At 36.8% G+C, this 14314-nt stretch carries 8 protein-coding genes; 6 read left to right on the top strand and 2 right to left on the bottom strand.

Going from position 1 to position 14314, the window contains the following annotated elements; all coding sequences use genetic code 11:
* Positions 1–17: 17 nt before the first annotated feature.
* Entirely contained in the window at positions 18–3863 is a 3846-nt protein-coding gene (locus RIV7116_RS19325) for a HEAT repeat domain-containing protein (protein ID WP_015119995.1), read from the bottom strand.
* 292 nt (positions 3864–4155) lie between these two features.
* Between RIV7116_RS19325 and RIV7116_RS19320 the strand changes: the two genes are divergently transcribed.
* The 5 genes from RIV7116_RS19320 (at position 4156) to RIV7116_RS19300 (ending at position 9380) form a co-directional block, all read left to right on the top strand.
* Entirely contained in the window at positions 4156–5127 is a 972-nt protein-coding gene (locus RIV7116_RS19320; RefSeq protein ID WP_015119994.1) for a nucleoside hydrolase, read from the top strand.
* A 351-nt stretch (positions 5128–5478) separates the two neighbouring features.
* On the top strand, positions 5479–6501 hold the full coding sequence (locus RIV7116_RS19315) for a hypothetical protein (protein ID WP_015119993.1): 1023 nt from the start codon (positions 5479–5481) through the stop codon (positions 6499–6501).
* 32 nt (positions 6502–6533) lie between these two features.
* Complete coding sequence (locus RIV7116_RS19310; RefSeq protein ID WP_015119992.1) at positions 6534–8492, top strand: Hsp70 family protein; 1959 nt, start codon at positions 6534–6536, stop codon at positions 8490–8492.
* 100 nt (positions 8493–8592) lie between these two features.
* Positions 8593–8850: a Uma2 family endonuclease gene (locus RIV7116_RS19305; RefSeq protein ID WP_015119991.1), complete on the top strand. Its 258-nt coding sequence runs from the start codon at positions 8593–8595 to the stop codon at positions 8848–8850.
* A gap of 194 nt (positions 8851–9044) precedes the next feature.
* Complete coding sequence (locus RIV7116_RS19300; protein ID WP_015119990.1) at positions 9045–9380, top strand: hypothetical protein; 336 nt, start codon at positions 9045–9047, stop codon at positions 9378–9380.
* Between the two features lie 253 nt (positions 9381–9633).
* Here the strand turns inward: RIV7116_RS19300 and msrB are convergent, their stop codons facing one another.
* A complete protein-coding gene (gene msrB / locus RIV7116_RS19295) occupies positions 9634–10128 on the bottom strand; it encodes a peptide-methionine (R)-S-oxide reductase MsrB (RefSeq protein WP_015119989.1) in 495 nt (164 codons plus the stop codon).
* Between the two features lie 235 nt (positions 10129–10363).
* On the opposite strand from msrB, the gene RIV7116_RS34010 reads away from it, so the two are divergent.
* Entirely contained in the window at positions 10364–14284 is a 3921-nt protein-coding gene (locus RIV7116_RS34010; protein ID WP_015119988.1) for a filamentous hemagglutinin N-terminal domain-containing protein, read from the top strand.
* Positions 14285–14314 lie beyond the last annotated feature (30 nt).

Here is a 14314-nt window from a genome sequence, read left to right as displayed (position 1 = left end):
CAGGTAAGGGAATGAAGTTAATTATATGATGCTCCTACTACTAAATCCCACAAAGCACTAATTCCATACGTTTTAAATTTTGAATCTTGTTCTTCCTCAAGCCATTTCTCTAGAGCGACAATAACATTCTCCGATGCATCTCCTAATTGATACAGTGCAAATTTAGCACTGATACGTACTTTCCTGCTGGGGTCTTTAAGTAATGGTAGTAATTGTTTAATAAGATCATCCGATGCATTTCCTGAATTACCCAGCGCTGACATAGCGCTTCTACGTATATACCATTCATTGTCCTTAAGCAATAGCAGTAATTGTTCAATCACTTTATCAGATGTATTTCCTAATTTACACAGCGCTGATATAGCACTTTCATGTACAAAATAATCGAAGTCTTTAAGCAGTAATAGTAATTGTTCAATCACTTTATCAGATGCATTTTCTAATACATCAAGTGCTGATATCGCACTTTCACGAATATTTTCATTCTTGTCTTTAAGTAATGGTAATAATTGTTCAATAACCTTATCCGATGCATTTCCTAATTTACCCAGTGCATACACAGCGCTTCTACGCATATCTAATTCGGGGTCTTTAAGTAATGGCAGTAATTGTTCAATCACTTTATCCGATGCATTTCCTGAATTACTTAGTGCTATAGCAGCGCCTCTACGCACATTTGATTCGGTGTCTTTAAGCAGTAGTAGTAATTGTTCAACAACTTTATCGGATGCATTTCCTAATTTACCCAATGCTGATATAGCTTTTTCAAACACAACTCCATTAGTATCTTTAAGTAGTGGTAGTAATTGTTCAACAACATTATCCGATGTATTTCCTAATTCACCCAGGGCATAAGCAGCGCTTGCACACACATCTGATTCGGTATCTTTAAGCAGTGGTAGTAATTGTTCAACAACATTATCCGATGTATTTCCTAATTCACCCAGGGCATCAGCAGCACTTCTACGCACATCTGATTCGGTGTCTTTAAGCAGTATTAGTAATTTTTCAACAACTTGATCGGATGCATTCCCTAATTTACTCAGTGCATCAGCAGCACTTCTACGCACATCGGATTCGGTGTCTTTAAGCAGTATTAGTAATTTTTCAACAACTTTATCGGATGCATTTCCTAATTTACTCAGCAGATAAGCAGCACTTCTACGCACATCGGATTCGGTGTCTTTAAGCAGTGGTAGTAATTGTTCAACAACTTGATCGGATGCATTTCCTAATTTACCCAGGGCATCAGCAGCACTTCTACGCGCAAAATCATTGGTGTCTTTAAGCAGTGGTAGTAATTGTTCAACAACTTGATCGGATGCATTTCCTAATTTACCCAGGGCATCAGCAGCACTTCTACGCGCAAAATCATTGGTGTCTTTAAGCAGTGGTAGTAATTGTTCAACAACTTGATCGGATGCATTTCCTAATTTACCCAGGGCATCAGCAGCACTTCTACGCGCAAAATCATTGGTGTCTTTAAGCAGTGGTAGTAATTGTTCAACAACTTGATCGGATGCATTTCCTAAATTAACCAGGGCATCAGTAGCCCTGAAACTCACAAAATAATCGGTGTCTTTAAGAAATGCTAGTAATTGTTCAATCGCTTCTTGTTCTTCTCCGAGTGCAGCACTATATTGTTGAAATCTGACTTTATCTATTCTTTCTTCATGCTTTTTCAAAAGTCGTAAAACATCACCAGCGAATTCCGTTTCATTAAGACTGCAAATAATTTGAAAAACTCGTTGGTGAATTTGATAAATTACTTCTGGGGAATCGCTAATTTCTAACTCTACCAATTTTTCTAAAATTTCCTGTGAAGGGTCATCATCGGAAAGTTGTAATTCCATAGGATCTTCTGCAAGACAATCAGCAGCAAAGAAAAGATCGCGATGCAACCATTTTTCATAATCACTGTTACGATCCAAAATTAAACTAATGGCTGTTGCAGCTTTGTTTGATTTCTGCTTTGCTACTAATAAAAGTAAAACTTCCCGCCAGTGGGGGTCATGAAGATGGTTGCGAATGTTGTCTAAAACAACTTGAAAACTATCATCATTTTGATGACGATAATCGATATCTTCCGCCGCTAAATACTCTTGAAAAGTCTTGTGAACAAATGCATAACAATTTCTACCTTGTATATCCAAAAGACCAGAACGTTCTTGAATATACTCTAGAAAAGATTTTGCTTCTTCTTTTGCTTCATATAATTCAATATTTTTACGTTTGTAACGTCTAATGATACATTGACTAAGCTGTTGAATTAAATCATCTTTATTAATTAAAGTTCCCCCTTCCCTATCCTTGGTACTACCTTTGCTGTGAATCCAGTAAGCAATTTGCCGCATTAGAGGTTGAAAATCACGAGGTTTAAGATATTCTAGCGGTAAACTATAATTCAATTCTTTACCAGCATCCCAGGCAGTTAATAAAGTTTCAACAGCACTTTCATAAAGTTTATAGCGCTCTTTTGGGAATTCTGCACCTACGCGATTAATTAAAACAATAATTGTTAGTAGCAGCGGATTTTTTGCAAGTAATTTAATTCTGTCTTGCTTTTCTATTGCTGTTTCTAGATTCTTTATCTGAGGCGAAGCTTCTACTTTATCTGAGCAGTGACTTTCATACCATTGCCGGATAAAAAATTTAATTTTTCGGTCATCAAAAGCTTGAATTTCATAGTGAGGAAAGCCATCTACCCGAAAATAACCGCGTTCGTAACCGGCGGGGCGGGAAGTAATAATTACTTGATTGCGAGAAAATTCTTGAAGAAAGCTTTCTATATGTTGGACAATCTTAACTTGTTGATTTTCTTGAGCAACTTCATCTAAACCGTCTAATAATATTAGAACTTCTCCTTGTTCTAACCAATGCTTAAAGCAGCCGTTGGGTAAATCAGTTATTTGTAAATTTTTTGCGGCGAATTCTTCAACATATTCTAAAATATCAAGTTTATCTTGTTGTGCTAATTCTCGAATCCGAATAAATATAGGAATTGAATTTGAATTAATATCATATTGGCTAAATCCTAAATCTTCTAGTTTTCTCTGAGCTATTTTTAAAGCTAAATAATTCATCAAAGTAGTTTTTCCAGAACCGGGGGCACCCAGTAAAACTATCTTTTTTCCTTTAGATTTACTTTTGTCTAGTAAGTTTTGTGCTGGAAACAGATTGCGTTTTTCTGATAGTTCTTCTAACAATAATGCTCTTTCTTGCTGTGCTTTGAATAATTTTGCTTGCTCTCTACTAATATCTGATGACAAATAGGAATCTAATTCTTGTTTTTCACTTAATTTACTCTTAGAGACTTCCTCAGCCACATCTGGCATTACAAAAATATTTTCTAACCTTTCGGAAGTATTATCTTCGTTAGGAGTAATTTTCATTCCTACAAAATGATGTTTGCTCAACCGAGTAGCCAATTTATCTAAATACTTATCTTTTGCAAGTCTAATTTTTAAATATATATTGGTTTCCGATAGAAAACTGTTGACAAAATTCTCCATCCAGCTTGTAATTAAGCTTTCGTGAAAGTTCTTTATCTTGGAATCTTCCCGAGCCAAACGTCTAAAAGCTGCAACTAAATAATCTATCTGGGGAGTACCCAAGTCATTAAAAGGCTTTTGAAACTCATCAATAACAACATCTTTAAAAAATTTGTTCAAGAACCCAGGAACTGAATCTGGTTCGCAACGACTAAATAAATCTTCTCCAAGTTGACTGCTTGATTTTATGGCAACATTCAATGCCTTTTCTAGCTCGCTAGGATTAAGCTTGCTTTGAATTTTATCCGATAATGGCTTTGCAACAACACTAGCGAGTGGTGCCATTAGTTTTGTAAGTTCTAAACTAGTCATAATTTATAATAAAAAAATTATACTTTGATGAATTAATCAACTCTCAAAACTTGACTATGCAGACACACTTGAGTTAATACCTGTCGAAGAGTATTTTATCTTAAATGGTAATATATTAATCAAATAACTACGAAAATTTGTCAACCACAACAGCAATATTCACTCACAAATCGTTGATTGCCTTAAAGTCGCTAATTATAATTAATTATCAGTTGTGCTTGGGGAGAACACAGTTTACAATCTACAATCTAATTCATATATGATTTAGCGCTGTAAGCGCAACTACGAACATATGACTAAAATAATTTTCGATACAGATCCCGGCGGTGATGATATATTCGCTTTATTGTGGCTGCTAAGTTTACAAAAGCAAGGTAAGGCTGAATTAATTGCAGTTACTACTGCTGAAGGAAATATCAATTCTAAATTGACTTTTAATAATGCTAGTAAAGTTTTGAGTTTAGGCGGTTTTGAACAAGTAGAATTAGCAAGAGGAGTCACTTTAAAAAAATCTAAAGCTGATGCTGCTTATATCCACGGTATGGATGGCATGGGTAATATTTCTCATAATTTACCCGCAGCAAAACATGATTTTGAGAATGCGATTTATGCCGATGAATTAATTGTAGATAAACTTAACGCCCATCCAGGAGAAATTACCATCCTCGCTGTTGCACCTTTAACTAATTTAGCAGCCGCTGAAAGCAAAAGTCCCGGTATTTTGAAAAAAGCTAAAGAAATTGTCATCATGGGAGGTGCTTTCAAAGTACCGGGAAATGTTACTCCTCATGCAGAATTTAATATTTACTATAATCCGGAAGCCGCAGAAAAAGTCTTTGATAGCTGCAACAATACAGTAGTTTTACCTTTAGATATTACCGAACAATTGCTTTTTACTCCAACAATGGCTGAGGATATTTTAAGTAGTTATCATAATAAGTTAACTAAATTTATATCTGACTTATGTAATTTCATGACAGCGGCTAATTTACGCTATCGTCAAACTAAAGGAAGCAAAGGTTTTTTAGTTCATGATGGTGCTGCTGTTGCTTATCTTTTCTATCCCGAAACCCTAATGTTTCGTCGCGCAAAAGTAGATATCGAAACTCTAGGAAATTATACTTTAGGAAAAACTCTTTTTGATGAAAGATTCATCGCTAAAGATAATGCTAATGCTTGGGTTGCTTTGCAGGTAGATAACATTGGTTTGTTAGCTAGTTTGATTGAAGATTTTAACTTTTTGTGTATGAAATATGAGTCTTAAATGCAAAGCACTTACGCAATTGTTTAGATTTTATCTAAAAACTCTTTGCTCCTTTACCTGACTCTGAATTATAAAAATTATTTACGCGAATAATAATATTTATTTTAAATATCCCGTAAACTGTATTTAATAAAACTTTACTTATACTGATATAGCGAGTAAAAGTATAGGTATTTAATTCAACGCGAATAATTAATCTGCCTTATAGGGTAGGGAATAGTTAGTACTAAATATACTATAGGATGATGTAAAACGCGCTTGTTGGGGAATAAATTAAGAAAGTGGTAAATTCAATGCTGGTTGAGCTTAGTTGCTTTATAATCCAGTTTTAAAAGTTATGCATATCTAATTATGAAAAGCCTTGCATCTCATTATCAGAAAATCAAGGAAAAACTCAAGTCTCGTTTAGAAGCTGTAAATACGGTTGAGGAAGTAGTGGAGATAGTTAGAGGTGAAGTCAACCAACTTGCCGACCTTAATGGTGAATATATCAAAGAATTGACTCCTCCACAAGCACGTTTGGCTCGAAATATGTTGGAAAACATAAAAGAAAATCTTCAGATATTAACTTCGGTTGAATTACAAGACTTAAATATAGATGTTCCAGAAAAGTCTTTTGATATTTCCGAAGTTAGTGCAGAGTTGAATAAAAATATTTTATCGCCTCTTAATTCAGCTATTCAAACTCAAAGAAATATTCAAAACTGGACATCACCTAATTATTATCAACAAATATTATTAAAGCCGATTCAAAAAAGTCGCGTTATTGTTAGTAGTTTACTTGCTGCGGGTTTAGCGGGAACTTTAGAAGGAGGAATTACTTGGGGTTTGGTGGGAGCAGCAATCGGTTTAGTTTCCGGAGGCGTTTTTAGTAAAGTTGTAAAACAAAAGCAATTACCCGATATTAGCTCAAATTCTGCCGATGAAGTTATTCAAAATCAATCTAAAATTGCTGTAGATATTGATAAACTACTTAATTATTTATACCAGAATTTCCAATCAATAGACCAAACAGTTTTAACTTACGGTGTGAAAGAAGAAAAATCGAATCAACCCGATTTAGAAAACAATTTAGATTTATTAGAATATCTTCAAGAATTAATGGCAGATGCCCTTGATGAAGAAACTCAATTACCAATTGCAGTACGCAGACGCATCGAACAAGCAATAACTGTTTTAAGAAATTACGGAATAGAAGCCAAAGTATATCAACCTTCTTTAGAAGCAAATAAAGCTTGGGACATGTTCTATTTTGAACCAAGTATCGACCCCAATATTACCGATTACGTCACTTTAAAACATGCATTTGTCAAAGATGAAAAAGTGCTGTTACCTGGAAGCGTAATCGAACCCGCTGCATCTATATCTAATTAATAGAAACAAGATTGAGGAGAGAATCAAAACAAATGCAAGATTACCATAATACTAGAATAATCGGGTTTGATTTAGGGCATGGCGAAACTGCTTTAACTTGGGTACGTGCGGATAACCAAGAAAACTCACCTCAAAGCTTATTAATCAATAATCGTAAAAGCCAAATTACTGCGATCGCGCATCATCCCCAACGGGGAATAATCATCGGTGAAATGGCTTGTCAGCTATCGGATGCATCTATTTTAGAAATTGCTTTTAAAACTAGAAAATTTCAAGATTTTTCCTATCAAAAGACTATAGAACAATTTGTTAACGCTATTTATCAGCATTTAATCGATACAAATCAAATTCAAACCGAAGATACAAATTACTTTTTCGTCGGTTGCCCCTCGGGATGGTGGATAGAAGAAATTCAAAGTTATAAACAAATACTTTCCGAAACCGTACCGAATGCCACAGTCGTCAAAGAATCCCGTGCTGCTTTGATGCACGCCAAAGAAAGCGGTATTTTTACAATTCAGGAATTAGAAAAATCTGTTTTAGTAATTGATATCGGTTCTTCCACAACTGATTATACCTTAGTTAAGGGTATGGCAGATACTCCCATAGATTTTGGACACGATTTGGGTGCATCTTTAATTGAAAAAGAAATTTTGAAAAAAACTTTAGAATTACATCGGCAATATCGAGAGAAACGCGAAGATATTATTAAATTAGGAAAATATCTCAACGAAGAAGAAATTTGGACATTAGAAGAAATTGATAAATTAGAAACAATTCTTCAGCAAAGTCCTATTTATAGAAATCGTTGCGAACTTCGCTGTCGTAAAGCCAAGGAAGAATATTTTAACTATCAAGATACCTATCAAGATGATTTTGTTAATGTTGGCAGCGAAGATATCCAGCGCAAGTTTAAATTTTCACCTTTAGTCAATGGGAAAATAATTAACGCTATTCTCAATCAACCCTTACAGCAATTAGATAACAAAAGCTGGCGGGATGACTTCAGCAGCCAATTAAAAGTAGTCAAACGCAAATTAGACGAACAATCTATTATACCCAGCGCCATTTTACTTACCGGCAGCGCTTCCAAAATGGGTTTTGTGATGGAAATGAGTCAAGAAACCTTTCCTAATTTACCTTGCAAACGCGACGGCGAACCCGAATTATGCATCGCTAGAGGATTAGCTCGTTGGGGAAGAGTGTATATTAGAACATCCGGCTTTATGGATGAAATTAGTAAATTTCTAGATAACGAATTAACGGGTATTGTCGGAAATCATGTTCCCGCATTTTTAGATAAATTATCAGAAGAATTAGCTAATGGCTTGGTAGAAGAAGTAGTTAAACCTTGCGTTAAATCTTGGCGAAATCGAGAAATTGTTACTCTCAAAGCTTTAGAATTAGAAATTGAAAATAAAGCTAAAACTTGGTTAACTGGAAGCGATGGTAATAGTAAAGTGACCAAATGCTTATTAGCTTGGTTGGGAAACGTGCAAGATGAAGTCAGAGAAAAGACTGATTCTATTTGTAGTAAATATGGTTTACCTTTAGGTACATTTGGTAGTAAAACAATTGACCTGGGAGACCATACCGGAAAGGTTCCTACATCAATTTCATTTGACGATTTAAGCGGACTTTCCGTATTTGTTGGACACCTGGTTGCGATTATAGTTGGTGTTGTTCTCGCCGGTTTATTTCACGTAATAATTTTCGCCGGAATCATCGCTCCAATTATTGGAATTGTTGTTTATTTTGCTGGCGAATCATTAGTTAAAGAAACGGATATTCCCGGCTGGGTACGTAAATTTGTTTCTGATAGTAGAATCAACGATTTAGCACGTCAGAAAAAACCAGAATTACAAAATAAAATCCACGAAACATTAACAAAAGACCCCACAATTGCTATTAAGTTAGGTAAATCAATTAGCGAATGGTTGAAAGAAACCGTACAGGAGCAAGCTGATAGAGCGAGGTTGTTGATTGCTTAGAATAGTGAACAGTTAACAGTGAACAGTGAACAGTGAACAGTTAACAATTACCTTTAACCTGTGACATCATATAAATAACTGATAATTCCAGTCTCAATCCATGCTTAACCCTACCGTAACTATCCCCGAAGCCTTCAAAGTTTCTCACGAACAATTTAAAGAATTAGCGATAGCGAACCGCGACTTAAGATTGGAACGAACTGAAGAAGGAGAATTAGTGGTTATACCTCTGAATGGAGGTGAAGCAGGAGCAAAAAATACGAATATTACTGGACAATTATGGCTTTGGAATCGTCAAAGCAAAATAGGAATCGCTCTTCTTTATCGGGTGAAGATTTATTACCCGAATTTATTTTAGATATGGCTGAAGTTTGGTAGTTTTCTGTAATAAAATCTTGTAATTAAAAGAAGAAATCTTAGGGTACTCCGTAAATGTAACGTCTTAACGCTCCGCGATAACATACTCTAAAAGAGGATACTCCTCTTTGATGGTTTATCTATAATTTATCTATAATAGAGATAAGTAGTAAGCCATTTTTAGGTAGGGGCAAAATGAAACTTAATACTCTGCACTTTGCTTCTTTATTGTGTATATATGCAACATTCGCATCAGTACTTATTGGTGCAATGGATACAGCTTTAGGAGAAAGTACTGTACCATTACCCAATCAATCTGTATTAAATGGTTTGTATTCACCAAGAGCATCTGAGATGTTCTTTGAAGAAGGAAGACGCAATATACAAAGAGAAACAAGAATTTTACTTAATCCAGAACGCTATAAGAGTGAAGGTATTCTTAAGAACAATATAGATAACACTAAAATAATTGAACAACTTGAAGAAACAAATCCAATTTTGAATTTTCCTAAAGATAGTTTGCAGCGATAGTCAAACTCAAATATAGATTAAATGTTGGGATTTTATCGGTTTTCTTAGATTAATTAATTTCACATCTTGTACCATTTTCAACAACCGCCTTGGAATAAATTCCCAGGCTTAAATACAAAGTTTGATAAACCAGATTAGGTAAGCTTTTGAGGTTATTTTAGTGCTTTTTAACTTACTTTGTATATCAGCCTTGAAATTGTATCATCGGTGGGTATTTGGGCTTCATGAGAACAGTGCAAGAAGTCAGATTCATTCAAGCTTCAACAAATTTCAACGCCACCCCATTCATACAATAACGTTTGCCAGTAGGCTTTGGCCCATCGTTGAATACATGACCTAAATGTCCGCCGCAGCGACGACAATGAACTTCAGTACGTCTCATTAAAAACGAGTTATCCGCCGATGTATCAATTGCTCCTGGAATGGCAGCATAAAAACTTGGCCATCCCGTACCGCTGTTGAATTTAGTATTCGATTTAAACAGTGGTAAATTACACCCAGCGCATACATAAGTACCCTCCGCATATTGCTTGTCAAGAGAACTGCTGCGAGGGCGTTCGGTTCCATGCTGCCGCAGTACGTAAAACTCGGGAGGTGCCAAAATTTCGCGCCATTCTTCTTCTGTTTTAGTAATCTCGAACTCACTCGAAGCAGTTGCTATAACTTTTGACTTATCTATAAAATATTGCGATAGCCATGAAGCACCTAGTATTACTCCCCCAGCTTCTAAAAAATATCTTCTCTTCATAATAATGTTGCTTTTTTAATAGTTAACCTAAACACAAGTGTAAGTTTTAGTAATGAGTCTAGCGTGAAAGAATGATTAGAGGCAGATAAGAATTATGTGAAATTACTTACCTCACAAGCTCGACTTTACCATTACATCGCCTCCTTAACTTAATAAGTAATAAGAAGCATAAGTTGATGTTGTCCGCCACTATATTATTAACTGAAGATGAACTTTTTTATATAGAAGATTTTCAATGTCTCAAGCATCTATGGGTTTCTACCGCATCAAAGGTTTAGCTATTGTAATGGTTAGCGCGATCGCCTTAGATGCAAATAGTTCGGTTGCTCAAATTACACCGGATACGACTCTCCCTGTGGATTTCAAAGTGGATAAAGTTAATCAAACTTTCAACATCGATGGAGGAAAGAAAGCAGGAAATAATCTATTCCATAGTTTCAAGGAGTTTTCGGTTCCTACTGGTTGGGAAGCAGTTTTTAAGAATGGTGCAGATATTCAAAATATTTTTACAAGAGTCACTGGTAAATCAATTTCTAATATTGATGGTTTAATCAAAGCAAACGGTAGCGCCAACTTGTTTTTAATGAATCCCAATGGGATTTTATTTGGTGAAAATGCAAGGTTGGATATTGGTGGTTCTTTTATTGGCACAACTGCCGAAAGTATGAAATTTCCCGACAGTAGTGAATTTAGTGCGGTAAATCCGCAAGCACCACCGTTATTAAAGATTAATGTACCTTTAGGTTTGCAATTTGGAAAGAGTCCGGGAAATATTAAGGTTGGGAATAATCTACAGACTAGTCTCACAGACAAATCACCTACTCTTCTTGAGGTTAAGCCAGGAAAAACCTTGGCGCTTATCGGCGGTGAAGTTGAACTAAATGGCGAAAGACTCAGGGCACCAGGAGGAAGAATTGAATTAGGAGGATTAGCGTCTGCGGGAACGGTAGAAATAAGTCATGATGGCAGTTTCAGTTTTCCCTTGGGAGTAGAGCGAGCAGATACATTACTAAATCGTGGTGAAGTGGATGTTACTGGTGGAGGAGGAGGGGATATTAGTATCCATGCTCGCAACATCAAGCTTAACCTTGGTACTGATATTTGTGCTGGAATTGGTGGAGATGATGCTTGTGGGAAATTAGCATCGAATACTACTGGTGCTGTGGGAAGTCAGGCTGGAGATATCATGCTGAATGCTACAGGAGATATTACAGGCGATAAAGGAGTTAAAATTAATAACCGAGTTAATCGTGGTGTAATTGGTAACAGTGGTAATATCGATATCAAAACTCGATCTTTAACTATGAGTGACGGTGCCAAAATATCTGCCAGTACTTTTGGAAAAGGGAATGCAGGGAACATTATAGTACGTGCAAAAGATATCATTTCTCTTACAGGTGGCGACATATTCAGCACGGTGGGAGCAGGGGGTGTAGGTAAGGCTGGCAATATTAATATTAATGCTACTTCCTTAAAACTAGAAAATGCCGCTCAACTATTAACCATTACTCGCGAAGCCTCTAAAACTCAACCAGCAGGTAGGGGGAATGCAGGAAATGTAGATATAAAAGTAACAGGTGCTGTTGATATTGTCGGCATAAAAAACAACACCTTACCCAGTGGAATTTTTAGCCGTGTAAAAACAGGAACTAATGGTAATGGAGGTGATATTACCATTGATGCGGGTTCGTTTAAGTTACGAGATGGCGCTCAAATTTCTACTAGTACTTCTGGAGAAGGAAATGCGGGGAATATAACAGTAAGTGCCAAAACTGGCTCCCTTGAGGTATTAAATGGTGCCCAAGTATCTGCCAGTACTTTTGGAAAAGGGAATGCAGGGAACATTATAGTACTTGCAAAAGATGCCATTTCTCTTAAAGATAGCTATATCTTGAGCACAGTGGGAGCAGGGGGTGTAGGTAAGGGTGGCAATATTGATATTGATGCTGCTTCCTTAAAACTAGAAAATGCCGCTCAACTATTAACCATTACTCGCGAAGCCTCTAAAACTCAACCAGCAGGTAGGGGGAATGCAGGAAATGTAGATATAAAAGTAACAGGTGCTGTTGATATTGTCGGCATGAAAAACAACACCTTACCCAGTGGAATTTTTAGCCGTGTAAAAACAGGAACTAATGGTAATGGAGGTGATATTACCATTGATGCGGGTTCGTTTAAGTTACGAGATGGCGCTCAAATTTCTACTAGTACTTCTGGAGAAGGAAATGCGGGGAATGTAACAGTAAGTGCCAAAACTGGCTCCCTTGAGGTACTAAATGGTGCCCAAGTATCTGCCAGTACTAATGGAAAAGGTAATGCAGGTAGCGTCAATATTAATGCAAATGATTTAGTAAAAATTGACGGACAAGGAGTTTTTACTGGGGCGTTTAGCCAAGTAAACAAAGAGGCAAACGGTAATGCCGGAGACGTATCCATTGCGGCAAACTCCCTAGAAATTGTCAATCGTGCCCGACTTTCCACCAGTACCTCTGGAGAAGGAAATGCTGGTGACTTGTCGATCAAAGCCACTGAATCGGTAAAAGTTATAGGTACAGGAGAAACTAATACACACCCTTCTTTGAGCGCTAATGTATCAGGAAGAGCTAGTAGAAGCGACAGGAAAGGGGGAGATTTAAGAATCGACACAAAAAAACTAGTAATCACAAATGCCCAAGTCTCAGCTTCAACCTCTGGTTTAGGAAATGCAGGTAATCTTAGCGTTAACGCTTCCGAATCTGTAGAAATCAGCGGAAAAATATTTTCAACGAACAAAAAAGACCCAACAACACCGATTAACAACCCTGCTGGCTTATTTTCTCAAGTCAATAGCGAAGGTGAAGGTAACGGTGGGAACCTAAGTGTCGAAACCCCAAGCTTAAGTGTTGGTAATGGTGGCAAAATCCAAGTCGCTGTCTTTGGTAAAGGTGATGCTGGCAAGTTATCAATTCGCGCTTCCGATATCGATATCTATGATACTCCAGGTGAAGCGGACTTCTTTCAAGGTGGTATATTTGCTGGCTTTCAATTCGATGGAGATGAAAGCACGGCTCTACCCGAAGGCGATTTTGGTGGAGCGATCGCCATAGAAACTGACAGATTGCGTGTCAGAGATGGAGGTACCGTAACAGTATTTACAGAAGGTAATGGCAATGCAGGTAGATTGCAAATCAATGCTAAGGATTATATCGAAGTCTACGGAAAAGTAAATGCTTTAACAACAAACAATATATTCACCAGTAAAATTAGTGGAGAAGCCACAACAGGTAGTACGGGTAACGGCGGCAGCGTAAAACTTAATTCTGACAAATTCATTGTCAGGGACGGTGGTAAAATTTCTGTGGATAACCAAGGAGAAAAAGTTGGCGGCGATATCGAAATTTACGGAGGCTCTCTAACTCTTGATAATGGTGGAAAAATCTCTGCCGAAACCCGCAGCAACACTGGCGGTAATATCAATCTAAATCTGCAAGACTTATTATTATTACGCAATGGCAGTCAAATCTCTACTACTGCCGGAAATGAGCAATTTGGTGGTGATGGTGGCAACATCAAGATTAATGCCCCCTTAATCGTCGCTGTTCCCAAAGAAAATAGCGATATCAGCGCCAACGCCTTTATGGGTAATGGTGGTGAAGTTAACATAAAAGCTCAGGGAATATTCGGGATTGAATTTCAAAAACGACCGACATCACAAAGCGACATCACCGCCAGTTCCAAATTTGGCGTGAGGGGTACTGTAAATATAAACACACCAGAATTAGACCCTACTAGTGGCTTAATCGAACTCCCACTTGATGTAGTTGATGCTTCCCAGCAAATATCTAATGCTTGCACTCCTAGAAGTCGGCAATTTGAGAATAGATTTGTGGTTATGGGAAGGGGTGGTTTACCCATGAGTCCCACCGAACCATTGCAAGACACTAATACTTTATCTGCATGGGTGAAATTAAAACCACAATCGCAAACAGCAGCTTTGAGAAAAATTTCAAATTTAGATAATAATTCTCGTAAAAATGAAATTACAAAAAGAAATCAAATTATAGAAGCTACTGGATGGATAGTTGACAAAAATGGGAATATAGAGTTTGTCGCTCAAGCGAATCAAAGTAATTTCAAAAGCCTTAGTCAAACCGCTGCTTGTTCTGTATCTGAGTAATATATTTTGTTTTATATATTACTATTACCA

Source organism: Rivularia sp. PCC 7116, from assembly GCF_000316665.1.
Classification (GTDB): Bacteria; Cyanobacteriota; Cyanobacteriia; order Cyanobacteriales; family Nostocaceae; genus Rivularia.
The sequence above is the reverse complement of the archived record's forward strand: the minus strand, read 5'-3'. Positions and strand labels throughout refer to the sequence as shown.

Coding starts and splice junctions, on each gene's coding strand:
- RIV7116_RS19325 (WP_015119995.1), bottom strand. CDS start 3,863: ATGACTAGTTTAGAACTTACAAAACTAATGGCACCACTCGCTAGTGTT.
- RIV7116_RS19300 (WP_015119990.1), top strand. CDS start 9,045: ATGAAACTTAATACTCTGCACTTTGCTTCTTTATTGTGTATATATGCA.
- RIV7116_RS19315 (WP_015119993.1), top strand. CDS start 5,479: ATGAAAAGCCTTGCATCTCATTATCAGAAAATCAAGGAAAAACTCAAG.
- RIV7116_RS34010 (WP_015119988.1), top strand. CDS start 10,364: ATGTCTCAAGCATCTATGGGTTTCTACCGCATCAAAGGTTTAGCTATT.
- RIV7116_RS19305 (WP_015119991.1), top strand. CDS start 8,593: ATGCTTAACCCTACCGTAACTATCCCCGAAGCCTTCAAAGTTTCTCAC.
- msrB (WP_015119989.1), bottom strand. CDS start 10,128: ATGAAGAGAAGATATTTTTTAGAAGCTGGGGGAGTAATACTAGGTGCT.
- RIV7116_RS19310 (WP_015119992.1), top strand. CDS start 6,534: ATGCAAGATTACCATAATACTAGAATAATCGGGTTTGATTTAGGGCAT.
- RIV7116_RS19320 (WP_015119994.1), top strand. CDS start 4,156: ATGACTAAAATAATTTTCGATACAGATCCCGGCGGTGATGATATATTC.